The sequence below is a fragment of the Halomonas alkalisoli genome, from assembly GCF_021412585.1.
GTDB classification, from domain to species: Bacteria; Pseudomonadota; Gammaproteobacteria; order Pseudomonadales; family Halomonadaceae; genus Halomonas; species Halomonas alkalisoli.
Genome location: NZ_JAKCMI010000023.1, coordinates 1 through 23980, shown reverse-complemented (window position 1 = coordinate 23980; position 23980 = coordinate 1). Strand labels below are relative to the sequence as shown.

The window sequence follows — 23980 nt, the reverse complement described above, 5'->3', positions numbered from 1 at the left end:
TGGTCGATTCGGAGAGATGCTATCGAACGTCAGCAGCTCAGTATAAAGACGTTCCCAAAAGCCTCAGTTTATATAAGTTCCGCCATTAACATTAATAATTTCACCAGTAATAAAATCAGCCATACTGGATGCAAGAAAAAGCACAGCATCTGCTACGTTTTGAGGTGTCCCTAATCTTTGCAAAGGAACATTGGAAACAACTTTCTGGAAGTATTCCTCGCTCCACTGTTTGATCATGTCTGTTTCGACAGGGCCAGGGCTAACGCCATTGACATTGATATTGTACTTGGCCATTTCCAGGGCAAGATGCCTTGTCAAGTAATCAACACCAGCTTTAGATGCCCCGTATGAAGGGGCGGCATTTCTATGCCCGGATTTGGCCGTGGAGGAGCTGACGTTAACAATTTTTCCGCAACGCCTCCCTACCATATGAGGTAAAACCGCTTTACTGAAATACAAGTTTCCATTCAAATTCACATCGAGCACACGATACCAATCCTGAAAATCCATATCCAAGGTAGAGCTGCGCATATTAATGCCGGCGTTATTTACTAAAATGTCAATTTTTCCAAAACAGTCCATCGTTTCTTCTGCAACGGCTTCCGCAGTTTCAGGCTTTGTGACATCCCCCGCGAAAATCAAGCATTCGCTTCCCAGCTCTTTCACATCGCAGGAAACTTCATTTAAAAGATCCAGGTTTGTCCCAACGATAGTGAGGGATGCTCCATTCCCAGCCAATGTCTTGGCAATACTTCTTCCTATCCCTCTACTGGCACCTGTTATGATTGCCACCTTATCCGTCAAAAGCATATTATTCCACCCTGGAACCAACCCATAATCCCGGGGCTATGGGTTGATCAAAATCAGTTGTTAATAGTCTTTTAAATGACCCCAGCCAAAGAATTTCAGTAGCTCCCTAGCCTATCGCATTAATAGATCCGGCATGAATGTCACAATTTGAGGAAATACAATAATGCTTAAAATAGACATGAAGTAGATCACTACAAACATTAGTATATGAGGCAGCATTTTTATCACATTCGTCTCTGCTATCTTTGCAGCTAATAACGTAGATAACCCATATGGCGGCGTCACGGTGCCAAGACGAATAGCCATAACGGTGACTATGCCTGCAACCACTGGGTCAATTCCCAATCCTCGTATCACTGGAACCGACAGGGGAACAAAAATGAGCATGGCTGAGTTTGGCTCCATAAAAGTGCCAAGAATAAAGTACAGCAACACTAATATAAGCAAGAAAGCAAAGGGGCTAAAGTCATTGCCAACAATAAAATTAACAACTGGGTCGAGTGCTTGATAATACGAAAGAACCCAGGACAAAAAGGCAGCCGCCGCTATCAGAATATAAATGGATGCCGAGTCTGTTACAGCTCTATGCGTGACTTCCATGTAGTTCTTGAAGCCCCTCTCCTTCTTGATAAAGAAGGCCACCAAGAACACATAAACGACAGCGATAGCGGCTGCTTCTGTTGCCGTAAATATACCCGCCATAATCCCCACGATGACAACTAAAAACAAGCTGACAGGGAATATGCTTTTCTTTAACGCGACGCGCTTGGAGACTTTCTCGTCATCGCTTAATCCCAAGAGTTCGTTGCTAACAGGCCCAACATTGTTTTTTGATGCATAATAGTAAGCGTAAATCATTTGGGTTAGCCCGATCAAAATTCCCGGGATAATCCCCGCTACAAATAGCGCAGCCACAGAAGTCTGAGATAACGCCCCATATACAATCAACAGAATACTTGGGGGAATAATGGATCCAATGGTAGAGGAAGCCGCTGTTAAAGTTGCTGCAAACTCTTTGCTGTAGCCTGCCTTTACCATCGCAGGGATCAAGAGTCTCCCTAGAGATGCAACGTCTGCAACAGAAGAGCCCGATATGGCACCAAAGAACACACTCGTCACAATGTTGATGTGGGCGAGACTACCCTTTAAATTACCAACCAGCGCCTTGGAAATATAGATCAAATCATCCGTCACTTTCGTTAGATTAAGCAACGCCCCGGCAAAAATAAACAATGGAATCGCCAACAGCGTAAAACTGGAGAACGATTCAATCATGATAGAACTAGCTTGCGTCAAACTCACTAGCGGCTCGAACAGAATCGGAACCACTGAAGCAATAATAATACTGAACGCAACAGGAACGCCAATTAACAGACAAACAAGAAAAATAGAAATAACGGCCAGCAGAATCATTCTTCATCCACCTCTTCTTCGTTTTTTCTAGTGAACAAATACTTGGCGTTGAGCAGGTGGAAGTAAATCATGAATACCGAGCCCACGAGAAATGCGGAATAATAGTAGATTAGCGAAGGTTGTGAAGGGAGGAACCGAATCGGTACTAGCTCTGTTCGCATCAGACCTGCTCGGTATGCAGCGATCCCTATAAACAACAGAATGATCATCCCGAAAAGAGAAAGCAAATAGACAATGATGTTTTTTACCTTGAGGCCAGTTTCGCTCAAGTACTCCGAGAAAATATCAATTTCCAAATGAGCTTTCTCTTTTACAGCCAAGGCGGACCCTAGAAAAACAAGCCACAGCAAGGAGAACTTTCTTAAAACCTCCAGCTCTGGAACAGAGTAAGAAAAAACATATCTCGTGAGCACACCAGCAAACAAAGTTATAGAAATCAGTACCAGCATGAATATGCTAACCAATCCTACCACACTGAATATTGCACAATTGAGTTTTCTATACAACATATTACAACCCCAAAAAGGGTTTGAACCGCCCCATAAGTATCAGGGGCAGTTCAAACAGATCTTCAGTTGAAGGTTTCCTCTACGATGTCTTCCACATCATATCTCGCAGCTAATTCATCCAATTGGAGGCGTGATCTTTCAACGAATCCTTCACGCTCTGGATTGGTAAAGGTTACGCCAAATTCATTTTCCAATGTTTCCATATCTTCTTTGGCTTGCTCAAACGCCCTGCTGATATATTCAGGCTGCACAATATCCGCCGCTCTCTGTATTGCTTCTTTTTGTTCATCTGATAATGACTCATATCGTTCATTATTCATGACCACAAAACCCAGGGTTAGGCTATGTTGTGTTCTAGCTACGTGTTTCGCAACTTCCCCGAAGCGCTGTTGAATCATAGCGTCCAAACTATTTTGCGAGCCCTCTACTACGCCTGTTTGTAGAGCAGAGTACACTTCATTAAAATCAATATTGGTTGGATTTGCACCCAGGTTTCGCCACCATTCCAACTCAGTAGCCCCTGTACCACTCCGCATTGTTCTTCCTTGCAAATCTTCAACACCGTTAATCGGAAAAGTGCTGATGATATTCCTTTCCAGCCCGCCCGCATACATCACTGTTTTTAAACCAGGACGCTCTACCAGCAAATCTTCAAAATAAGAGAGCTTCCCTTCTGTATTCACGATAGATTCAAAGTGCTCTCTGTCCTTGAAGAGATAATGCGAGCTTAACACCTCAAATACCGGGTGTTGTTCTGCAAACCAACCCGAATCTGAGTAAATCATGTCAATGTCACCAGAGATAACGGATTGGTATTGGCTGGATGCACTGCCAAGAATGCCGTCAGTGCGAACGTTTACTTCAATCGTTCCGTCACTCTGGTTTTCAATTTCATCCCCGAAGGCTATGAGCGCGTCAGCCAGCAATGAGCCTCTTGGGTTGATGGTCGCAGCTACCAGCTTCACTGTTTCAGCGTTTTCTGAAGCTTGCGCAGAGCCATCATTGGAGAAGCCACTGGCAAAGGGGAGCAGCATCCCTGACAACAATAGAAGCGACGATTTTTTCAAAGCAGTCTTTTTTAAGATCATTTGTTACTCTCCTTTTCAATATAAGAAGTAAAGCTTCAAACCACTCTTCTGTAATGATAGTAGCAGCGGGTCATCATCTGGGCGCCAAGAGAGACATTGTATCGGCAACCAAGCTGGTGCCGTGTTGTCCCTGCCAAACCACATCCAAGCATATCGGTGTCATAGCCCCTCCTCGGTGTGCCGTACACCTGAACAATGGCTTCAGCTCACAATGTTGTCAATTTAAGAAATCAAACAAACCTATCCATCATGATTTGCCTAAAGTAAATTATTGATTTAAAAGCAATTAATTTACACATTATCCTTTGGTCTAACCTTCAATATTGCGACTGCTAACTTGACAACATCTTTGCCAGTGACGATGCTCACCGTCACCGGGGCAGCGTGAGCGCCCCAATGACACTTAGGAGTGAATGCTCGAATGACACCTGACGAAATCGCAGCCCGTATGGACGGAACGCTGGTCTCGCGCTCCGGCGGGTCGGAGGCGATCCTGCCCTCATTGGCGGTGCAGAATCATGCCGCTTTTCTTTCCGTTCTTCCCGATGGCGCACTGCTCTGCGCGTGGTTCGGCGGAACCCTCGAAGGCAAGTCGGACATCTCGATCCACGCCTCGGTACTGGCACCGGGCGCCGATGCCTGGGGGCCTGCGCAATGCCTGACCGACGACCCAGCCCGGTCCGAGCAAAACCCGGTGATCTTCACGTCGCCCGAGGGCGAGACGATCCTGTTCAATACGGCCCAGCCCGCCGGCAACCAGGACGAGGCAAGGGTCATGATGCGCCGACTCGAGTTGAATGGTGACCATGTAGCCAGTGGCCCATGCCGCGACATCGGCTTGCCGGATGGGACCTTTATCCGCGCCCCCCTGCGCATCCGAGGCGATGGCGCCTGGATGCTGCCGCTGTTTCGTTGCAACCCACGCCCGGGACAGCGCTGGAATGGCAGCCACGACACGGCCGCGATGGCGGTATCGACCGATCGAGGCGAAACCTGGACGGTCCAGGACGTGCCGGACTCGCTAGGTGCGGTTCACATGTCCCCCGTACCCCTCGAGGAAGACCGCCAGGTGGCCTTCTATCGTCGGCGTCAAGCCGATTTCGTGCACCGCTCGGAAAGCCTCGACGGCGGCCATACCTGGACGCCCCCCGCCCCCACCGACGTGCCGAACAACAACTCCTCGATCGGCGTGACGCGACTGGCCGATGGGCGAATCGCCATGGTCTGCAATCCGGTCTCGGCGGCGATGTCCCAGGACCGGCGCACCTCCCTCTACGACGAGTTGGGTGAAGATGATGACCGGCCCGATGCGTCGGGAGGTTGCCAGCCAATCTGGGGCGTACCGCGTGCACCGCTGACCCTGTGTCTTTCCCAAGACGATGGTTGCACTTTCCCGCACCGAATCGTCATCGAGGACGCCCCGGGTACCTGTCTTTCCAACAACTCGGTGGACGGCCGCAACAAGGAGCTCTCCTACCCTGTCATCCTGCAGCGAGCCGACGGGCAGGTGGACATCGCCTACACCCTCTATCGGCGAGCCATCAAACACGTTCGGCTCAGCCTCGATTGGATCGACGGAGCAACCGCATGAACGACATCATCGGCATCACGATGGGCGACCCGGTCGGGATCGGTCCCGAGATCACGGTCAAGGCACTGGCCGAGATGACACCTGAACAGCGAGCGAAAACGCGCGTCTTCGGCAACCTGGCAACGCTCGAGGCGGCCCAGAAGGTGGTCGGCACCTCGCTCGACTTCGCTGGCCTGGTCGAGGATATCGAGGTGCCGGGCGCCCCCTTGCCCTGGGGGCGACTCGACCACGCGGCCGGCGACGCCGCCTTCCGCTTCATCGAGGCGGCGGTACGCGCGGCCGAGGCCGGAACGATCGGCTGCATCGTCACGGCTCCCATCAACAAGGAGTCGCTGAACGCCGCCGGCCACCATTACGATGGCCACACCGGCATGCTGCGTGACCTGACGGGATCGGATGCGGCCTACATGCTGCTGGCTTCCGAACGGCTGGAAGTGATCCACGTCTCCACCCATGTCTCGCTCAAGGATGCCATCGGGCGCGTCACGCCCGAGCGAGTGCTGGCGACGATCCGCGCGGGCTACGAGCATATGCGGCGTATCGGCGTCGAGAATCCCCGTATTGCCGTCGCAGGGCTCAACCCGCACTGCGGAGAAAACGGCCTGTTCGGCAATGAGGACATGGAGCAGATCAGGCCAGCCGTCACGATGGCGCAGGATGAGGGAATGAACGTCGAGGGCCCCATCTCGGCCGACACGGTCTACTACCGCGCCTATCAGGGCGGCTTCGATCTGGTGATCGCCCAGTACCACGATCAGGGGCATATTCCCATCAAGCTCGTGGCATTCGACACGACAGTGAACGTCTCGGTGGGACTGCCGATCGACCGCACTTCAGTCGATCACGGCACCGCCTTCGATATCGCCGGTACCGGCAAGGCCAACCACACCAACTTGAACGCTGCCATCGCCTATGCGCGAAAACTGGCGGCAGGCAGGGGCGCATGATGACAGCTCACGACTTCAGCGGCGTGTTCTGTGCCGCCGCGACCCCCTTCGTCGAGGACGGCAGCCCGGATCACGTCGCCTTCGCTCAGCACTGCCACGCCCTGATCAAGGAGGGCTGCGACGGTATCGCTCTCCTCGGCACGACCGGCGAAGCGAATTCCTTGGGCCTCGAGGAGCGGCAGGAGCTTCTGGACCGTGTCATCGAGGCGGGCATCGCCCCACTGCGGCTGCTTCCCGGGACTGCACAGACCAGTGTGACGGACAGCGTGGCGCTGACCCGGCACGCGGTCCAAGCCGGCGTGCGGGCAGTCGTGCTGTTGCCGCCCTTCTATTACAAGGGGGCCAGCGACGAAGGGCTCTTCCGCGCCTATGCCGAGACCATCGAACGGGTCGCCGACGACCGGCTGCGGGTGATTCTCTATCACATTCCCCAGATGTCGGGAGTTCCGATCTCGCAGCAGCTCATCGCTCGCCTGCAAGCCGCCTACCCGGGAATCGTGGTCGGGGTGAAGGATAGCTCCGGCGACCTCGACAACATGCGCCGCACCATCGCCGAGTGTCCGGACTGTGCCGTGATGGCCGGGGCCGACCCGTTGATGCTGCCCTTGCTGCAATCGGGAGGCGCCGGTTGCATCACAGCCAGCTCGAACCTGGTCGCGTCGGACCTGAGGATCGTCTTCGATGGGTGGGAGGATCCCGCACGAGAAGCCGAGGTCGCGGCGGCGCAAGCGCGCATCAACGCCTGGCGCGAACTGACCAACGCCTACGTTCAGCTGCCGACCGTCAAGACGATGCTTGCCCGTCGCCGGGGCTGGAACGGCTGGACCCGTGTCCGCCCACCGTTCGTGGAACTTGACGACGAAGCCCGTGCGTCGGTCTGGGCGCAGATGGAACATCTCGAGCAGGGGGCGAAAGCATGAGCACAATCGACAACCCGATCACCATCCATCAACCCAAGCAGCTGGAAGTCGGGGCTGGCGCCGCCGCTCGCTTGGGGGCGTGGGCAACAAACGCCCGCCGACCGCTGGTCATCGCTGGTGAACACACGGCGGGCTATGTCGACACCCTCCAGTTACCGGGGAAGGTCACCGTCTTCGCCGACATTCCGCCTGAGCCCGACACCACGGCACTCGAACGGGCGATAGCTGTCGCCCGCGAATGCCAACCCGATCTGGTCGTGGGCCTCGGTGGCGGGTCGGTGATGGACATCGCCAAACTGGTCGCCGCACTCTGGGACGGAGAACAGACGCTCGAAGACGTCGCCGGACCGAACCGCGTGCAGGGCCGTCGTACCCCCCTCGCCCAGGTTGCCACGACGGCCGGCACCGGATCCGAGGCAGGTATTCGCGCCCTGGTCACGGACCCTGAGACAAAATCGAAGATCGCGGTGGAAAGCCCGTTCCTGCTGGCGGACTTCGCCGTACTCGATCCCGTGCTGACCTACTCTGTACCGCCCGCCGTGACCGCTGCGAACGGCATCGATGCGATGGCGCATTGTGTCGAAGCATTCACCAACATCAAGGCGCACGACCTGATCGACGGCTATGCGCGGATGGGCATGTCCCTGATCGGCAAGTACCTGCCCCGTGCCGTCGCCGATGGTCAGGATACCGAGGCGCGCGCCGGCATGATCCTCGCATCGTATTATGGCGGGATCTGCCTCGGCCCGGTGAATACCGCCGCCGGCCACGCACTCGCCTATCCCCTCGGCACACGACTCAGCCTGCCGCATGGATTGTCGAATGCGATCACCTTCCCGCACGTGCTTGCCTATAATGCGCCGGTGCGACTCGAGAAGAGCCGCGAAATCGCCAAGGCGTTGGGGCTTGATTTCGACGACTCGCCCGAGTCGCTGTTCGCCTCCGCCCACGCCTTCTGCCGAGATCTCGGGGTCGAGATGCGGATTGCCAGGCACGGTGCCCGTGAGGACGACCTGCCTGCTTGGGCCGAGGAGGCACACGGCATCCGGCGGTTGATGGACAACAATCCCCGCGACATGGCCGTCAGCGACGTGCTCGAGATATACCGTGCCGCGCTATAAACCGCGGCGCTGGGCAACTCACCACGGAACCGGCCAAGGGGCCTGATGCCCATTCCGCCATCGAACTGGCTGCAGAGGCATACCCATGCCACCTCGGCCAGCCCCCTGATGGGCGGTCGAACGAATCGCCTGGCCACGGGGTGACGTGCAATCAATTGTTCAGCGAATTCCCAGAGAGAGCCGCGATGGCGTCCATGACTGAAATTCCGAGACTAGCGATCGTTGCCGACGACCTGACCGGCGCACTCGATTCCGGCGCGGCGTTCGCACGATATGGCTTGCGGACCCTTGCCGTGACCTCACCAGAGGCCATCGAGCGCGTATTGGCCGAGGAGTACCCCGAGATCCTGGCCATCTCGACGCAAACGCGCGACGCCTCCCCGGATGAAGCAAGACGACGGGTAGCCCAGGTAGTGGCGACACTGCCTGCCGGTATCCCCATCTTCAAGAAGGTCGACTCCCGGCTCAAGGGGCCGATCGCCGCCGAGCTTGACGAAATCCCCTACCGCAGGCTCGTCGCCATGCCGGCGATCCCGCAATTCGACCGAATCGTGCGCAACGGCTGCGTCAGCGGTTTTGGGGTGGACTCGCCGATCTCGGTAGGCGCCGCCCTCGGCCACCATGCCAGCAGCGCATGTATACCCGACACCCTGCGTGACGAAGATATGGACCAGTGGATCGGTGACTGCGGCTCCGATACCCTACTGCTGGGTGCGCGTTCACTGGCGGAGCGTGTGGCACGGCACATGGCTGGCCAGCGCATCCCGCAAGACGCGCCATTGTCGTTCCCGCCAGCGCTGTGCATAACCGCAGGGACGCGGGATACGATTACCCTGGGTCAGATTGACGCCCTATTGACGGCACGACGTGATGCCTTGCATATACCGGCCCCTGGTGGTCGCCTGGACATCGAGCCCGTGCAAGCAGCGCAGTTGACGGTGCTGCAGGCCGTTCCTGGCCCCAACTCCGTGCCGGCAGCAACGGTTGCAGCCAATCTTGCTACGTCCCTGAAACAGCTTGCAGGAGAGGACGCCGTGACCTGGCTTCTCACCGGCGGGGCGACGGCTGAAGCCGTGTTGCATTGCCATGGCATCTCGGACATGGAACTACTCGGTGAAATTCTTCCCGGCCTTCCAATCTGCCGAGCCGGGGATACTATATTCATCACGAAATCGGGCGGCTTCGGTGCGAATGACACCCTTGTCAGAGTCGCCGAAATGATCTGCACAACATATACGGAAAAGCCGCATGAGTGATCGACGAGAACCGACCTCAGGACGACGTAGTTTAGGCGAGATGGTCTACGACCATCTGCAACGTGCGATCAAGTCAGGGTCTTACCAGCCTGACGAGCGTCTGCCGACTGAACATGAGCTTGCTGCTGAATTTCAGGTCTCTCGCCCCATCGTGCGGGACGCGCTGCAGAAACTGCGCGAACAAGGGCTAATCTATTCTCGGCGCGGCGCGGGTAGCTTCGTACGCAGCCTCGGCCTACGGCAACCGCTGGGTTTCGGGCAGATGGAAAACATTGCCGATCTGGAAGATTGCTATGAGTTTCGCCTTAGTGTCGAGCCGAGGGCGGCAGCCCGGGCTGCTGAACGGCACAACGCGGAAGACCTCCAGCGCATCAAGTCCGCCTTGAAAATGCTGCGTGATGCAACCAGCCGTCGCCGGCACCACGAGGACGCCGATTTCCAGTTTCATCTCGCCATCTCACAGGCGTCGGGAAACCGCTATTACGCGACGGCGATGGAAGCGCTGGAAGAGCACATCGCCGTCGGCATGCAGTTACACGGGCTGTCGCTGAAGACGACCCCCGATGGCCTGCAACATGTGTTTGAAGAGCACCGTGCTATCGCTGAGGCGATCGAACAGCGCCATCCCGAGCTGGCGCATGATCTCATGCATAAGCACTTGGCCGGATCCCGCGACCGTCTGTTCGAAGGTAAGCGACGTGCCACGGCTTCCAGCTCCATGTCGGCGACAATGTAATATCTGTGATCTTGCCCAGGAAGCAGTGGACACCCCGTTAAGGCAGTACACTGAACGAGGTGATCCCATGGCAAGGCGAAGCCGAGGCATTCTTCTTGGGCGCCGCACCCGAAGCTGGTGACGGGGTTATCACACAGCCTCCTCGGGCGCACGTTCTCTTACGAGCCCTGCTTTACAAGCTCTGGGCCCAATAGGGCAGCGAGTTCGTCATACAAACCTCCCGCGTCAGGCTCTTCCGGCTCCTCTTCGGGCTCCGGCGCCTGCTCCAGTGCGACGACCGCGCCATTGGGGTTCTCCAGCAAGTGGCGCAACTGCTCATAGTTCAACGGCACCGAGCCCTCGTCGCCGCTGCGTTCCAGCAACGACAGGGTCTCCATCAGTGCCGCCATGCCGTACTCCTGGTCCTCGAGCGTCTCGAAGACCTGCACATAGGGCATATCGCCATCCCAGCCGGCCTTGATCGGCTGGTTGATGATATTGACCTGCATACCCACGGGCACGCGGTCGAAGATCGACTCGATATCTTCGGGGAACATGCGGATACAGCCACGGCTGGCACGCATGCCGATACCATCCGGCTCGTTGGTTCCATGGATGAGGTAGCCTGGGATATCCAGCAGGATGGCATGGCTGCCGAGCGGATTGTCCGGACCCGGCGGCACCACGGCGGGAGCCGGCTCGCCTCTCTCGGCCGCCTCTTCACGCATGGAGCGAGGCGGATACCAGGCCGGGTCCTTCAGACGCATGGTGGTCTCGGTCTTGCCCAGTGGCGTGTTATATCCCTCTCTGCCGATGCCGATCGGATAGGTCTCGACCCTAGGCGTCTCACCCTCGGAGGCCGGCGGATAGTAGTAGAGCCGAAGCTCGGCAATGTTGATCACGATGCCTTCCCGCTCCGCGGCGGGCAGGATGTGCCGCCCGGGAATGACCACTTCGGTGCCTTCGCCGGGTAGCCATACGCTCACCTCGGGGTTGGCCAGGCGGATCTCCTCGTACCCCACATTGTGGGCCCTGGCGATATCGAGCAGCGTCTCCTCGTCCCGAGCCTCGACGGTATAGTTCTCGCCGATGACGTCGCCTGCCTCCGGCAACGGATAGTGCCCCTTGGGCCATTCGGATGCCGCTTCCTCGTCGGGCTCGTCGGCCAGCGCAGCGGCCGACATCAGCATGGCACCAGTGAATACCAGGCTCAGTACAGTAGCCCATACCGCTGCACGGGGGCGAAATGGCGATGGCCATGCGCTATTGCTGCCATTGTGTCTCATTCTTCGTTGCCTCTTGCGCAACCTTCACCACAGGGGTGGAAGGTCATTGAACCGTTAGTCGTCATCATATCGACCTCCTTGCACTTCTACAGCGATATACCTGACACACATCATCGACCAGGCTGCGATTGCCTGGGAAAGATCTAGAGAACGGGAGCGAACAGGTAAGCCCCCCGGGCAGCCACGCGATGCCATAGCGGCTGCTGCTCGATCTCCTCGAGCTCCATTCGGCGGGAGCGAGCAAAATCCGCCTCGAACATCGCTTCGACATCGGCCGCAAACGACGGGTCCATGACCAGCGCGGTAATCTCGAAATTCAGTCGAAACGAGCGATTGTCCAGATTAACGGTTCCCACCGCAGCGCCGGCATCATCCACCAGGAACGCCTTGCCGTGCAAAAAACCCGCCTGATAGCGGTAGATCTCGACACCGGCATCCAGCAACGGCCCCAGGAAGGCGTATGCCGCATAGTAGAGCAGGATATTGTCGGGCTGCTCCGGGATCAGGATCCGTACGTCCACCCCGTTGATGGCGGCAAGCTTGAGCATCGATTGCACACCCTCGTCCGGCACGAAGTAGGGGCTCGAAAACCATATTCGCTCCTGGGCAGAGTGGATAGCCTGCTGGACCATCAGGCTGGCGGTTTCGAAGCGATCCGCAGGACCGGAGGGCAGGATCAGTATCGGTGCATCCTGGCGGGAACGTACCACCGGTACCCAGGGCAGCTCGGGCAGCTCTTCCGTGGCCCAGTGCCAGTCCTCCAGAAACACCAGCTGCATGGCCAGTGCCGCCGGTCCCTCGATCTTGAGATGGGTGTCTCGCCACGGCCCGATACCTTCCTCCCCGTTCAGGTATTCGTCTCCGATATTGAACCCGCCGAGCCACGCCGTGGCTCCGTCGGCCACCATCACCTTGCGATGGTTGCGGAAGTTGAGCTGGAAGCGGTTTCCCGGCCCCCGTGTCGAGTGAAAGCGGTGGACATTGACACCCGCCGCCTCCAGCTCCTTCACATAGTCACTCGACAAGGCGTAGCTGCCAATCTCGTCATAGAGGAAATAGACCGCCACCCCCTCCCTCGCCTTCTGGATCAGGCGCTGCTGGAACTCGGTGCCGATATCGTCATCCCTGACGATGTAGAACTGCACCAGCAGGTAGCGCTCGGCAGCCTCGATCCCGGCAAACAGACTGTCGAAGGTCGCTTCGCCGTCGACCAGCAGCGTCGTCTCGTTCCCGCCCATCAGCGGCAACTTGGCCAGGCGCTCCACGCCGTCCAGATAGTGGCTGCTTCGCGACGACTCGACCCGATGCGAGCGCAATTCGCTCAGCTTCTCGGCCAGTGCCCGCGTGATCTCCGACTCCTCATCGCGCCGGGACATCGCATAGCCTTCGAACTTGCTGCGCCCGAATACCCAGTAGGTGGGCACCGCCACGTACGGCACGGTATTGAGGGACACGATCCAGGCGATTGCCCCTTCGGACGTTCGGCTCGACATCAGGGCTTCGACGGATGAAGCCAGCCCCACCAGGTGGGCCAGGACCATGAAGACGACGAGCTTGCTCCAGCGGCGGCCCCTGCCAGACCGGGGCTTCGATGACATCGACACGCCGTGGTCCTTCGGGTCGTCCGTCCTTTCCTCCGGCTGCCCGGCATCGCGGCTTCCCTGCATGGGTCGCTCTCCTTCAATGACGTTGCCTCTCCGTCGATCCACGGCGCCAAGCCATGTCGCCCCTCGTCAGGACTCGCGGCTCGGTATCAGCACCGCTTTCGTGTCTCGGGCCTGTTGACGCGACCATACTATCAGCGCCACACCGCCAATCATCATTGGCAGGGTCAGCAGCATGCCCATGGTCACCCAGCCGAAGGCGATGAAGCCGATGTGCGGATCGGGCAGGCGCACGAACTCGACGGCAAAGCGGAACACCCCATAGAGCAGCAGGAACATCCCGGAAATCAAGCCGCGGCGGCGTGGCTGGCTAGACAACCACCACAGCACCACGAACAACACGACCCCCTCCAGCACGAACTCGTAGAGTGCCGACGGATGACGCGGCTCCGGCCCCATGTGGGGAAACGGCATGGCCCAGGGCAGTTCGCTCACCCGGCCCGGCAGCTCGTGATTGATGAAGTTGCCGATACGCCCGGCCCCCAGGCCGATCGGCACCAGCGGTGCGATGAAGTCGGTCAGCTGGAAGAAGGCCAGGCGTTTCTTACGTGCAAAGATCAGCGCGGCGAGCAGAACCCCGATCAGCCCACCGTGAAAACTCATGCCCCCGTCCCAGATGCTGAACAGCCACAGCGGGTTGGCAAAGAACTGATCCATGCCGTAGAAGAGCACGTAACCCAGGCGCCCACCGGCAACGACGCCGATGGCCGCATAGAAGAGCAGGTCGCCGATGTCATCGTGGCTCAGCCCCAGGCGGTGGGCACGATAGCGCCCCAGCAGCCAGGCGGCAACGAAGCCGATAACGTACATCAGGCCATACCAGTGGATCTGCAGCGGTCCGATGGCGATGGCCACCGGGTCGATCTGGGGATAGTCCATCATGATTCATCCGTGTCGGTTGCAGTATATGAGGGAGCGGAGGTCACAGGCTTGACCACTCCCTGCCGCCGTCTTCGCTGAGCAGCAGCATGCCCTGGTTGTCGGCAGCCACGAGGCGCTGCGGGTCCGCGGGGTCCACCGCCAGGTGGGTAAAGTAGCGCTCGCCCCAGTCGCCGCTCAGCGGCTCCCACTCCCGGGTCGCCTCATCGGCCTTGATCAGCCCCACGCCAAGCATGAAGGCATACAGTTCGCCACCGCTCGCCACCACGACACTGGCCGGGTTGCGCTGGGGATGAACCTGCCGCCAGCGCTGCCCGCCATTGGGGCTCATCAATAGCCCCGTCTGGGTGGCGGCATAGAGGTGATCCGGGTCTCGACTGGATGCCGCCAAATCGATCAGCCCCTCCGGTACAGCGGCCTGAACCTGCCATTCATGCCCCCCGTCACGGCTCACCTGCAGCCGGCCGGCATAGGCGCCATAGAGTACGTCGGGGTCGGCCTCGCTGACCGTCATCTGATGGAAGTCGACCGGCCCATCGACGCCGGCGGAACGCTGCTCCCAGGTACTGCCGCCATCGGTGGAAACCATGACGCCGAGGTTGCCACCGCGCGCCGGGTGGCCGCTGGCGAAGAGTGTGTCGGCCTCCTGCGGGTGGGGCGAGAAGCCCATGAAGTCGTGTGTCTCGCTGGAGACCTGTCGTGCCCTGCCATCGGCACCAACGACATGGAAGCCGTGGTGAGTCGCGAGCTGGATTCGTTGGCTGTCGGCGCGGTCGAAGGCCACGCCATGAATATGGGTCTTCTGGCGCAGTTCCTCGAGGCTGATGCCTTCGGGTTCACCGGAGCAACCGGCAAGTGGCAGCGCCAGCAGCAGCAGGGGAAGAAGCAATCGGTATCGTGTCATGTGCATTGACTCGTTGCTCGCCGACGGCCCGCGGGAAGCAGGTCGCCGGCGAATAAGGTGGCAAATCAGCGAATCCGAACCGTGGCCATCATGCCCAGCTCTTCATGCTCGATGATATGGCAGTGGAACAGCCAGTCTCCTGGCTCCCTGAAGACCATACGCAGGCGCAGTCGCTGATAGGGCGCCAGGTTGACGGTATCCTTCCAGGCCATCCAGGGCGAATCCTGCCATTCCCCGTCGGCCGGGCGGCTGGCGATCACCTGGAAATGGGTGCCGTGTACGTGGAAGGGGTGGTCCATGTGCGAGTTGTTGAAGACCTCCCACTCCTCGACCTCGCCAGCCCGGCCTTCGAACAGCACCTCGTTCATGGCGAAGGCGCGACCATTGATCAGGAAGTCCACCTGGGGAGGTCCATCGCTGGCCATGCCCTCGTGTCCAGCGCTGCCGTGGTCGCCATGGTCGTCCCGGGCACCGTGTCCACCACCGTGATTGCCGTGACCGCCCGGCTCGCCCTGGGCACCATGGTCGCCGTGATCGCCGTGATCGCCGTGATCGCCGTGACCATCCTGAGCACCGTGATCGCCGTGGCCATCCTGGGCACCGTGGTCCATTGTGCCGCTGTTATCATCATGGTCCATGCCCGGCATCACTTCGGTCAGCTCGACCTGCCGGCGCACGGCGGGCTCCCCCAGTCGATCGACCATGGCCAGGCTGGCGGGAAGCGTCACCGCCGGCTTCGCGTCGGCGTCCTGGGTGCGAATGTCCAGAAGGGGCGACACCTCGCTCAGGTGGGCAGGTTCTGGGCCCATCCAGCCACGATCATAGGGGTGGCTGGCAAGCTGGAAGGCGCCACCGGACTGTTCACTGATGCGCACCAGCAGGTCGGCCCGCTCCCCGGGTGTCAGCAGCAGCTCATCCAACGTCTGGGGCTGCTCGATCAATCCACCGTCGGTACCGATCAGGGTGAATTCGTGCTCCTCCAGGCGCAGGCGCAGGTAGCGGCCGGCGCAGGCATTGATCAGCCTCAGGCGTAGCGTGGTGCCTGGCGCCACGTCCAGGTACGGTTGGCGCTGACCGTTGACCAGCAGCAGCTCGCCCTCCCGCCCGTTCATCCAGTCTGCCGCCGTATGTGGCGCCACTCGTCCATCGGCCGTGAGCCGCAAGTCACTGACCAGCAGCAGGTGCTCCTCGACCTCCGGGGGAAGGACATCCTGGGCCGGACGCACCAGCAGTGCTCCCGCCAAACCATGGGCGACCTGCCTGGCCGTACCCTCGTGCGGGTGGGGGTGAAACCAGTGCAGGCCGGCGCTCCCTTCGGTGAAACGATGCCGGTATTGGTGGGATTCCCCTGGCGCCACGGCATCCCAGGGCGTGCCATCATGTTGGTGCTGTATCCGCACCCCGTGCCAGTGCACGGTCGTCTCCTCCTCCAGCTCATTGATCAGGGTGATATCGAGATCATCCCCTTCGCGCACCTCGATCAGGGGAGCCACCTTGTGGTTGTACAGCCACAGCAGGGCCTGCTTGTCTTCATCCAGCGCGACCTCGCTGGGTGACGCGGTCAGGGCGCTGCGGAACAGGCCGGCACGATCACTCAGGTTGGTGATCCGGGGCAGTGGTTGAAGCGGCTGCCCGTCGGGCAGGGCCGAGGGAGAGAGCAGTGGCGCCTCGCCGTGGCCACCATGGCGGCCGGCCATGACATAGGTGAGCAGGCCGGATGTGGAAAGAGCCAGCCCGCCCAGCGTGGAATAGAGCAGAAAGTTACGACGCTTCATGGAATCGGTTTCCTCGTTATTCGAACAGCGATCACCCCCCGCGTCGGGCGGGAGATTACGTCAGGGAAGGCTGTTCAAACGCGAGGAGGACGATCAAGGCGATCGCTGGGTGACCAGGGCCACGCCAGGACGGGCATCGGGCGCGGTGGTGCCGATGCAGCGGACATGCCGGAGGCCTGGGGCACCAGGGCGGCACAGAAACCGGTCGAGGAACAGCTCAGCGATTGGCGCTCATGATCTTCCGTCGTCGCTTCGGCGACATGGCTTGCCGAGGCGGGCTCCAGCGCAGTCATGCCGAGACAGGCATCTCCGTGGCCATGATGGGAAGCACCCGCCATGGCGCCCATAGGCATCACCAGGGTGATAGCCAGCAGGAAGAGCAGCCAGGTCGCAATGGAACGGGTCATTAGCGTCGCTTTATTACCGTAGGGGTCAAACCTGAGACGGAGTATTTCACGCAGTCAAGGCAGCCGGCAACCCGGGGCCGAATAGATTTTCGCGAAAGGTCCATTTGACATGCGTCAAGCGTGCAAGCGTCTTATTGTTCTATGGTGTGGGTACGATACACCTCGGGAGTCTCACTCATGGCTCGGCAGGACGCGACCACTTCATGCCAGACCCTGTCCTTTGCGGCATGGCTGCGCCATGGGCTGTTCGCACTCCTGTGCCTGATGCTGCTGCTTTTTGCTAATGGTGCGGCGGCGCATGCCACCGGCTCTTCCGAGATACACCATGACGTGGCCGGCCATGTCCACGACGCGACACCGACCGCCACCTTCGTCGTCAACCCCCATCGGGGTCCGCTTTGCCATCCCGGCCATGTCCCCCTCGCGACCCATCCGCTTCTGCGCACCGAACGCCAGGAAATCGAACATGGCGTGGCGCTGTGCAGCCTGGCTCAGCAGGCCCCTCCTCCTGCTGTCCTTGTTGTCTCGGGTATGCCCCATGGCCGGCCTGATTCCAGCGCCCCACCTATCTACCTGTTGACGCAGCGCCTGCGCCCCTGAGCGCTTACGCTCGAGGGTACGCACCTCCTCTCCTTTCCCATTGATTCCGGTGACGTCCTTTGGACAGTCGCCCCTTGAAGCAATCACCGCAGGGCGATCAAGCCCTCAGGAGAACGATCATGACACTTCGCAAGCACGCCATTGCCATGGGCCTCGCCCTGGCTGTCGGTATTTCCGCACCCGGCTTCGTCCTCGGCCAAGGCATGGGCCAGGGTATGGATCAAGGCCAAGGTTCCATGATGGGCGGCCAGGGCGGTATGGGCCCGGGCATGATGATGGGCGGCGGCCAGGGCGGTATGGGCCCGGGCATGATGATGGGTGGCGGCCAGGGCGGCATGGGCCCAGGCATGATGATGGGCGGCATGATGCCCTGCCCCATGATGGGCGGTGGCAAGGGCATGATGACAATACTCGATGCCGAGCAACGCAGCGAAATGCGTGAGCTGATGCAGGAGCACCGCCCCGCCCAGTTCGAGCGCATGGGTCGAATGATGAACCTGCGCGACGACCTTATGGCTGCCATGCAGGCCGAACGCCCCGACCCCGATGACGTCCGGGCTCTTCATGCCCAGATGGCCGAAATCCATGGCGAAATGATGGCTGAGATGGTGCGCATGCGAAACGCCATGCATGACCTCATGACCGACGAGCAGCGCGAGCAGTGGCAGCAGGCCGAACCGGAGGCCATCGACCCGGACGATCATGATGCCCATCACTGACCGACGCTATCACTGAAGTCAGCAACATGGCGGACGGCCAACCAGGTCGTCCGCCCGGCTCCACCAGCAGGAGGCACGCGATGAGCGACACCACGTCAAGAACGATAACCCTGACAGTGCCGGGCATGGGTAGCGATCACTGCGCCGGCATCGTGCGCAAGACGCTCCAGCGGCAAAGCGGTGTCGGAGAAATCCAGACCAATATCGCCAGCCACCGGGTCAGTGTCAGCGTCGAGGAAGGCGGCCCTGACGGCAACGCACTGAAGCAGGCCGTCGAGGGTGCCGGTTACGATGTCGCGGCGGTCAGCGACGGCAGGAGCGCCCGGCAGATTCGCCTCACGGTACCAGGCATGGGATCGGATCACTGTGCCGGCATCATCCGCGACACCCTGCAGCGGCTCGAAGGCATCGCCAGGGTCGACACCAATATCGCCAGCCACCGGGTCAGTGTCAGCGTCGAGGAAGGCGGCCCTGACGGCAACGCACTAAAGCAGGCCGTCGAGGGTGCCGGTTACGACGTTGCAGCGGTGAGCAGCCAGGCCGAGGAGGATGGCGATGCCGACGCCGCCATCGAGGAGGGTTACCTTAGCCAGGCCCGCAAGCGGCTGATCATTGCCGCGATACCCACCACCCTGATCATGATCCTGATGATGCCACACATGTTCTGGCAGCCGATCCCCGGCTACCTGGCCATCGTGGCTCTGCTCGCCTTCCCGGTGGTGTTTCTCTACGGCGGCGCGGCGACGCACAGGGCCTCATGGCGCTCGCTGAAGAACGGCACCTTCAACATGGACGTGCTGATCTCCCTGGGCAGCCTGCCACCATACCTGATCGGCTTGATCGGCTTCATCTACCCGATGACCTCGTTCATCGAGATGGCCGCCACCATCATGACCTTTCATCTGCTCGGCCGTTACCTGGAGGCGCTGGCCAAGGGCCGTGCCTCCCAGGCGATCCGCCGCCTGCTGACCCTGGGCGCCAAGACGGCCCGGGTTGAGCGTGACGGCGAGGAGGTCGAGGTGCCGGTGAAGGAGCTCGCGCCCGGCGACATCATGGTGGTGCGCCCTGGCGACAAGATCCCCACCGACGGCGAGGTGATCGAGGGCGAGAGTCACATCGATGAGTCCATTGCCACAGGTGAGTCGGTGCCGGTCTACAAGGGTGTCGGCGACAGCGTGATCGGTGCCACCATCAACAAGGAGGGCCGCTTGCGCGTGGCAGCGACCCGGGTGGGCGGCGACACCTTCCTTTCCCAGGTGGTGCGGCTGATCGACCAGGCCCAGGGCTCCCGGGTGCCGATCCAGGAGTTTGCCGACCGCATGACCGGTCGCTTCGTGCCGGCAGTGATCCTGATCTCCCTGGCAAGCCTGATCGCCTGGGCCCTGTTCCCGGATGCCCTGCGTCCGATCCTCGACTGGGGCGCGACCTTCCTGCCCTGGGTCAATCCTGAAGCCGCCACGCCTGTGCTGGCCATCCTCGCTGCCATCGCCGTACTGGTCATCGCCTGCCCCTGCGCCCTGGGTCTTGCCACGCCCACGGCGCTGATGGTCGGCTCCGGCATCGGCGCCGAGCGTGGCATCCTGATCCGCTCCGGGGAAGCGATCCAGACCTTCAAGGACATCAAGGTCATCGTGCTCGACAAGACCGGCACCATCACCCGTGGCGAGCCGAAGCTCACCGAAGTGGTTACCGCCGAAGGTGTCGATGAGGACGAGTTGCTGCGGCTCGCCACCAGCGTCGAGAATGCCTCCGAACACCCCATCGCCCGCGCCATCGTGGATGGTGCCGGTGAACGTGGCGTCAAGCCCGACGATGTCAGCGAGTTTCGCTCCACCGGTGCCCGCGGTGTTTCCGGCAAGGTCGGCAACATCCACGTGCTGATCGGTAACCGACTGCTGCTACAGGAAGAGGGTATCCGGGGTCTGGAAGCGCTGGATGACGCCATGCAGGAGCTCGAAGGCAAGGGGCGCACCGCCGTCATCGTCGCCGCCGACGGCCAGGCCATGGGCATCGTAGCGGTGGCCGACACCCTCAAGAAGGAGTCGATCGAAGCCATCCGCGGCATGCATGACCTCGGCCTTCATGTAGTGATGATCACCGGCGATAACGAGCGTGCCGCCCGGGCCGTGGCCGACGAGGTGGGCATCGATGAAGTCCAGGCCGGCGTGTTGCCCGAAGGCAAGGTCGACGCCATCCGCGCGCTTCAGCAGAAGCACGGCAACCATGTTGCCATGGTCGGCGACGGGATCAATGACGCCCCCGCGTTGAAGCAGGCCAACGTCGGCATCGCCATCGGCGCCGGTGCCGATGTCGCCATCGAGGCGGCGGACGTCACCCTGGTGCGCGGCGAACTGACGGCCGTGGTGGATGCCATGCACCTATCCAAGGCCACCTTCGGCAAGATCGTGCAGAACCTGATCTGGGCCAGCGCCTACAACGTCGCCGCCATTCCCATTGCCGCCGCTGGCCTGCTGCACCCCATGATCGGTGTCATCGCCATGACGGCCAGCTCACTCTCTGTCATCGGTAACTCCCTGCTGCTCAAGCGGCGCTATGCGCGAGCACAACCCTCAGGAGACCACTCATGACTCGAACTCACCTGCCCAACCAACACCCACAAGAAGAGCCGACGAAAGTTACTGGCGAACCATCAAGTGGCGCGCCAGGCAAAACGCCGAATCGAGACGAACATTCCGGCTTACTGCACCGTTGGATGATGACCTTCTGCCTGGTGGCGATGGGTGGCGCCATGCTGTTCGTCATATGGCGTGGCCAAACCCTGGGTGGCGGCACCTGGCTGCTGGTTCTGCCGATGTTGCTGTGCCTCGGCATCCATTTCCTGATGCACCGCCATGGCCATCGACATAGTCATCGACACGGCGATGACTGATCACCAGGCGCTCTTTGCGCTGCGTCAATGAAATGACGAGCAGGATCGGTTTCAATGTAGAGGCAACACTATAAAGGGGTTTTCCATGACACGGCATATCGGTACATCACAGCATGGACGAGCGGGAGGCCGGTTCCTGGCCCTGCTGCTCGCGCTGCTGCTGGCGATGACGAGCCTGTCGAGTCATGGCGCAACGCAGGCCGATCAGCCCGACTGCCTACTGACGCCCCAGGCAGCGATGCAGCTCGATGCAGCCGATACGGATGATCATCGCTGCTCCGCCTGTTCGGCGCTGATGCCGTCACTCTCCCTGTCGGCTTCCGAGCCGGCCTTACCGGTCACCGTGCCCGCCGTGGCATACGTGGATCGCACCCCCCTGCCCCCTCGGCGCCCTCCCAAAGCCTGAACGAATGCCCGGCGAGCCCTCTCGGCTCGACACCCGACCATTCGTCAGGAGTGACTAACATGATGACCAATTGCCTCGCCCTGATGGGCAACATGAGCTGGCTTGGCTGGCTGATGCCGCTGGCAGTCCTTTCCCTGCTGGGCCTGGGCATCGCCGCCCTGCTCAAGTACCTGCTCACCTCAGCCAAATCCGCAACCGGAGCAAGCTCATGAACCGTTCAATCACCTCACTCATGCTCTCCTCCGCCCTCCTGCTGGGTGGTGCCGCCACGGCACAGGCTGCCATGCCTGACGAAGCCACGCTCTACATGAATCCGGAGTGCGGCTGCTGCCACGAATATGCCCGCCAGCTGGAGGAGCGAGGCGTCGCGGTCACCGTCATCGACGATGTGGAGGTTGGCAAGATCAAGCAGCAGGTCGGGCTGCCCTATGGCAAGGGCTCCTGCCACACCACGCTGATGGGTGACTATGCCATCGAGGGCCACGTGCCCTTCGAGGCCATCGAGACGCTGTTCAAGCAGCGCCTGAACGTTGGCGGGATCGGCCTGGCCGGCATGCCCATCGGCACACCGGGCATGCCCGGGCCCAAGCAGGGCGACTGGGAGGTCTATCAGTTCACCGACCAGCAGCCCATGCCGTTCATGACCCTGTAACGCCCTCCCGGCGCCGGCCTCGGCCGGCGCCACCTGTTTCGCAACGTGCCTCAGAAGAAGGTCAGGCCGACCTGGAAGAGGCGTTCCACCTCGCGAATGCGGCGCTTGTCGATCACGAACAGGATCAGGTGATCGCCCGACTCCACCACCACGTCGTCGTGGGCGATCAGCACCTCCTTGCCGCGCACCAGCGCACCGATGGTGGTGCCGCTGGGCAGGTCGATGTCGCCGATGGCGCGGCCAACCACCTTGGAGGATTGCATGTCGCCGTGGGCGATGGCCTCGATCGCCTCGGCGGCACCGCGGCGCAGCGAGTGCACGTTGACGATGTCGCCGCGGCGCACGTGGGTCAGCAGGCTGCCGATGGTGGCCTGCTGCGGCGAGATGGCGATGTCGATCTCGCCGCCCTGGACCAGGTCCACGTAGGCGGCGTTGTTGATCAGCGTCAGCACCTTCTTGGCACCCATGCGCTTGGCCAGCATCGACGACATGATGTTGACCTCGTCGTCGTTGGTCAGCGCGCAAAAGATGTCGCAGTCCTCGATGTTCTCCTCTTCCAGCAGCCGCTTGTTGGTGGCGCTGCCGTGCAGCACCACGGTGCGGTCGAGGCGCTCGGCGAGCACCGTGCAGCGCTCGATGCCGTGCTCGATGATCTTGACCTGGTGGCTGTGCTCGAGGTGTTCGGCCAGCCGCTCGCCGATGTTGCCGCCGCCGGCGATCATCACCCGGCGGAAGTCGCGGTCGACCCGGCGCAGCTCACTCATCACCGCGCGGATGTCGCGGCGGGCGGCGATGAAGAAGACCTCGTCGTCGGCCTCGATCACGGTGTCGCCGCGGGGAATGATCGGCCGGTTGCGGCGGTAGATGGCCGCCACCCGGGTGTCGACGCTGGGCATGTGGCGTCGCAGGAAGCCCAGGTCCTGGCCCACCAGCGGGCCGCCGTAGAACGCCTTGACCGCCACCAGCTGCACCAGCCCACCGGCGAACTCCAGCACCTGCAGCGCGCCGGGGTGCTCGATCAACCGGCGGATGTGGTCGGTGACCACCTGCTCGGGGCTGATCAGCACGTCGATGGGCACCGCCTCGTGGGCGAACAGCCCCTTGCGGGTGAGGTAGGCGGTGGCGCGGACCCGGGCGATCTTGGTGGGGGTGCGAAACAGGGTGTGGGCGACCTGGCAGGCGATCATGTTGACCTCGTCCTGGCTGGTCACCGCGATCAGCATATCGGCGTCCTCGCAGCCGGCCTGGCGCAGCACCACGGGGTAGGAGCCCGGCCCCACCACGGTGCGGATGTCGAGCCGGGTGTGCAGCTCGCGCAGCCGCTCGCCGTCGGTGTCCACCACGGTGATGTCGTTTTCCTCGCGGGCCAGATGCTCGGCCAGCGTACCGCCGACCTGGCCGGCGCCAAGAATGATGATCTTCATTGCT

24 protein-coding genes are annotated in these 23980 nt (G+C 60.6%); 13 read left to right on the top strand and 11 right to left on the bottom strand.

Annotated features, from left to right (window positions below; genetic code table 11):
* Positions 1-63: 63 nt before the first annotated feature.
* The 4 genes from LY622_RS08695 to LY622_RS08680 form a co-directional block, all read right to left on the bottom strand.
* The gene (locus tag LY622_RS08695; RefSeq protein WP_234290542.1) at positions 64-810 is read right to left on the bottom strand and encodes an SDR family NAD(P)-dependent oxidoreductase; all 747 of its coding nucleotides are present in this window, start codon (positions 808-810) and stop codon (positions 64-66) included.
* Between the two features lie 111 nt (positions 811-921).
* On the bottom strand, positions 922-2223 hold the full coding sequence (locus LY622_RS08690; RefSeq protein WP_234290541.1) for a TRAP transporter large permease: 1302 nt from the start codon (positions 2221-2223) through the stop codon (positions 922-924).
* Positions 2220-2672 (bottom strand): TRAP transporter small permease, encoded by a 453-nt coding sequence (locus LY622_RS08685; protein WP_234290540.1) that lies wholly within the window; start codon positions 2670-2672, stop codon positions 2220-2222. The genes LY622_RS08690 and LY622_RS08685 overlap by 4 nt, the downstream gene beginning before the upstream one ends.
* Positions 2673-2794: 122 nt before the next feature.
* Positions 2795-3820, bottom strand: a complete 1026-nt coding sequence (locus LY622_RS08680) for a TRAP transporter substrate-binding protein (protein ID WP_234290539.1) — start codon at positions 3818-3820, stop codon at positions 2795-2797.
* A 421-nt stretch (positions 3821-4241) separates the two neighbouring features.
* Between LY622_RS08680 and LY622_RS08675 the strand changes: the two genes are divergently transcribed.
* The 6 genes from LY622_RS08675 to LY622_RS08650 all read left to right on the top strand — a co-directional run bounded on the left by LY622_RS08675 (position 4242) and on the right by LY622_RS08650 (position 10391).
* Positions 4242-5411 carry a sialidase family protein gene (locus tag LY622_RS08675; RefSeq protein WP_234290538.1) on the top strand — a complete coding sequence of 390 codons (1170 nt, stop codon included), beginning with the start codon at positions 4242-4244 and terminating at the stop codon, positions 5409-5411.
* Positions 5408-6358 carry a 4-hydroxythreonine-4-phosphate dehydrogenase PdxA gene (gene pdxA, locus LY622_RS08670; RefSeq protein ID WP_234290537.1) on the top strand — a complete coding sequence of 317 codons (951 nt, stop codon included), beginning with the start codon at positions 5408-5410 and terminating at the stop codon, positions 6356-6358. Before LY622_RS08675 ends, pdxA begins: the two co-directional genes overlap by 4 nt.
* On the top strand, positions 6355-7278 hold the full coding sequence (locus tag LY622_RS08665) for a dihydrodipicolinate synthase family protein (protein ID WP_234290536.1): 924 nt from the start codon (positions 6355-6357) through the stop codon (positions 7276-7278). The genes pdxA and LY622_RS08665 overlap by 4 nt, the downstream gene beginning before the upstream one ends.
* Positions 7275-8399 (top strand): iron-containing alcohol dehydrogenase, encoded by a 1125-nt coding sequence (locus tag LY622_RS08660; RefSeq protein ID WP_234290535.1) that lies wholly within the window; start codon positions 7275-7277, stop codon positions 8397-8399. The genes LY622_RS08665 and LY622_RS08660 overlap by 4 nt, the downstream gene beginning before the upstream one ends.
* Before the next feature lie 185 nt (positions 8400-8584).
* On the top strand, positions 8585-9655 hold the full coding sequence (locus LY622_RS08655; protein WP_234290534.1) for a four-carbon acid sugar kinase family protein: 1071 nt from the start codon (positions 8585-8587) through the stop codon (positions 9653-9655).
* Positions 9648-10391, top strand: coding sequence for a FadR/GntR family transcriptional regulator (locus LY622_RS08650; RefSeq protein ID WP_234290533.1), 744 nt, complete (start codon positions 9648-9650; stop codon positions 10389-10391). Before LY622_RS08655 ends, LY622_RS08650 begins: the two co-directional genes overlap by 8 nt.
* 158 nt (positions 10392-10549) lie before the next feature.
* Here the strand turns inward: LY622_RS08650 and LY622_RS08645 are convergent, their stop codons facing one another.
* The 6 genes from LY622_RS08645 to LY622_RS08620 all read right to left on the bottom strand — a co-directional run bounded on the left by LY622_RS08645 (position 10550) and on the right by LY622_RS08620 (position 17285).
* The gene (locus LY622_RS08645) at positions 10550-11554 is read right to left on the bottom strand and encodes a L,D-transpeptidase family protein (RefSeq protein WP_369413781.1); all 1005 of its coding nucleotides are present in this window, start codon (positions 11552-11554) and stop codon (positions 10550-10552) included.
* Positions 11555-11799: 245 nt separating this feature from the next.
* Positions 11800-13197: a cardiolipin synthase gene (gene cls, locus LY622_RS08640; RefSeq protein WP_234290786.1), complete on the bottom strand. Its 1398-nt coding sequence runs from the start codon at positions 13195-13197 to the stop codon at positions 11800-11802.
* Between the two features lie 192 nt (positions 13198-13389).
* Entirely contained in the window at positions 13390-14202 is an 813-nt protein-coding gene (gene lgt / locus LY622_RS08635; protein ID WP_234290532.1) for a prolipoprotein diacylglyceryl transferase, read from the bottom strand.
* A gap of 40 nt (positions 14203-14242) precedes the next feature.
* The gene (locus LY622_RS08630) at positions 14243-15103 is read right to left on the bottom strand and encodes a WD40/YVTN/BNR-like repeat-containing protein (RefSeq protein WP_234290531.1); all 861 of its coding nucleotides are present in this window, start codon (positions 15101-15103) and stop codon (positions 14243-14245) included.
* Positions 15104-15168: 65 nt separating this feature from the next.
* Positions 15169-16878: a multicopper oxidase family protein gene (locus LY622_RS08625; RefSeq protein WP_234290530.1), complete on the bottom strand. Its 1710-nt coding sequence runs from the start codon at positions 16876-16878 to the stop codon at positions 15169-15171.
* Positions 16879-16952: 74 nt separating this feature from the next.
* Positions 16953-17285, bottom strand: a complete 333-nt coding sequence (locus LY622_RS08620; protein WP_234290529.1) for a hypothetical protein — start codon at positions 17283-17285, stop codon at positions 16953-16955.
* A 177-nt stretch (positions 17286-17462) separates the two neighbouring features.
* On the opposite strand from LY622_RS08620, the gene LY622_RS08615 reads away from it, so the two are divergent.
* From LY622_RS08615 to LY622_RS08585, 7 genes are all read left to right on the top strand, one after another.
* Positions 17463-17885, top strand: coding sequence for a hypothetical protein (locus LY622_RS08615; RefSeq protein ID WP_234290528.1), 423 nt, complete (start codon positions 17463-17465; stop codon positions 17883-17885).
* A 119-nt stretch (positions 17886-18004) separates the two neighbouring features.
* Complete coding sequence (locus LY622_RS08610) at positions 18005-18604, top strand: Spy/CpxP family protein refolding chaperone (RefSeq protein WP_234290527.1); 600 nt, start codon at positions 18005-18007, stop codon at positions 18602-18604.
* Positions 18605-18684: 80 nt separating this feature from the next.
* Positions 18685-21192, top strand: a complete 2508-nt coding sequence (locus LY622_RS08605) for a heavy metal translocating P-type ATPase (RefSeq protein WP_234290526.1) — start codon at positions 18685-18687, stop codon at positions 21190-21192.
* Positions 21189-21494, top strand: a complete 306-nt coding sequence (locus tag LY622_RS08600; RefSeq protein WP_234290525.1) for a hypothetical protein — start codon at positions 21189-21191, stop codon at positions 21492-21494. The genes LY622_RS08605 and LY622_RS08600 overlap by 4 nt, the downstream gene beginning before the upstream one ends.
* 85 nt (positions 21495-21579) lie before the next feature.
* Positions 21580-21900, top strand: coding sequence for a hypothetical protein (locus LY622_RS08595; protein ID WP_234290524.1), 321 nt, complete (start codon positions 21580-21582; stop codon positions 21898-21900).
* A 59-nt stretch (positions 21901-21959) separates the two neighbouring features.
* Entirely contained in the window at positions 21960-22112 is a 153-nt protein-coding gene (locus LY622_RS08590; protein ID WP_234290523.1) for a hypothetical protein, read from the top strand.
* Positions 22109-22552 (top strand): DUF411 domain-containing protein, encoded by a 444-nt coding sequence (locus tag LY622_RS08585; RefSeq protein WP_234290522.1) that lies wholly within the window; start codon positions 22109-22111, stop codon positions 22550-22552. Before LY622_RS08590 ends, LY622_RS08585 begins: the two co-directional genes overlap by 4 nt.
* Positions 22553-22602: 50 nt before the next feature.
* On the opposite strand, the gene trkA is transcribed toward LY622_RS08585, so the two are convergent.
* Positions 22603-23976 (bottom strand): Trk system potassium transporter TrkA, encoded by a 1374-nt coding sequence (trkA, locus tag LY622_RS08580; RefSeq protein WP_201025426.1) that lies wholly within the window; start codon positions 23974-23976, stop codon positions 22603-22605.
* Positions 23977-23980 lie beyond the last annotated feature (4 nt).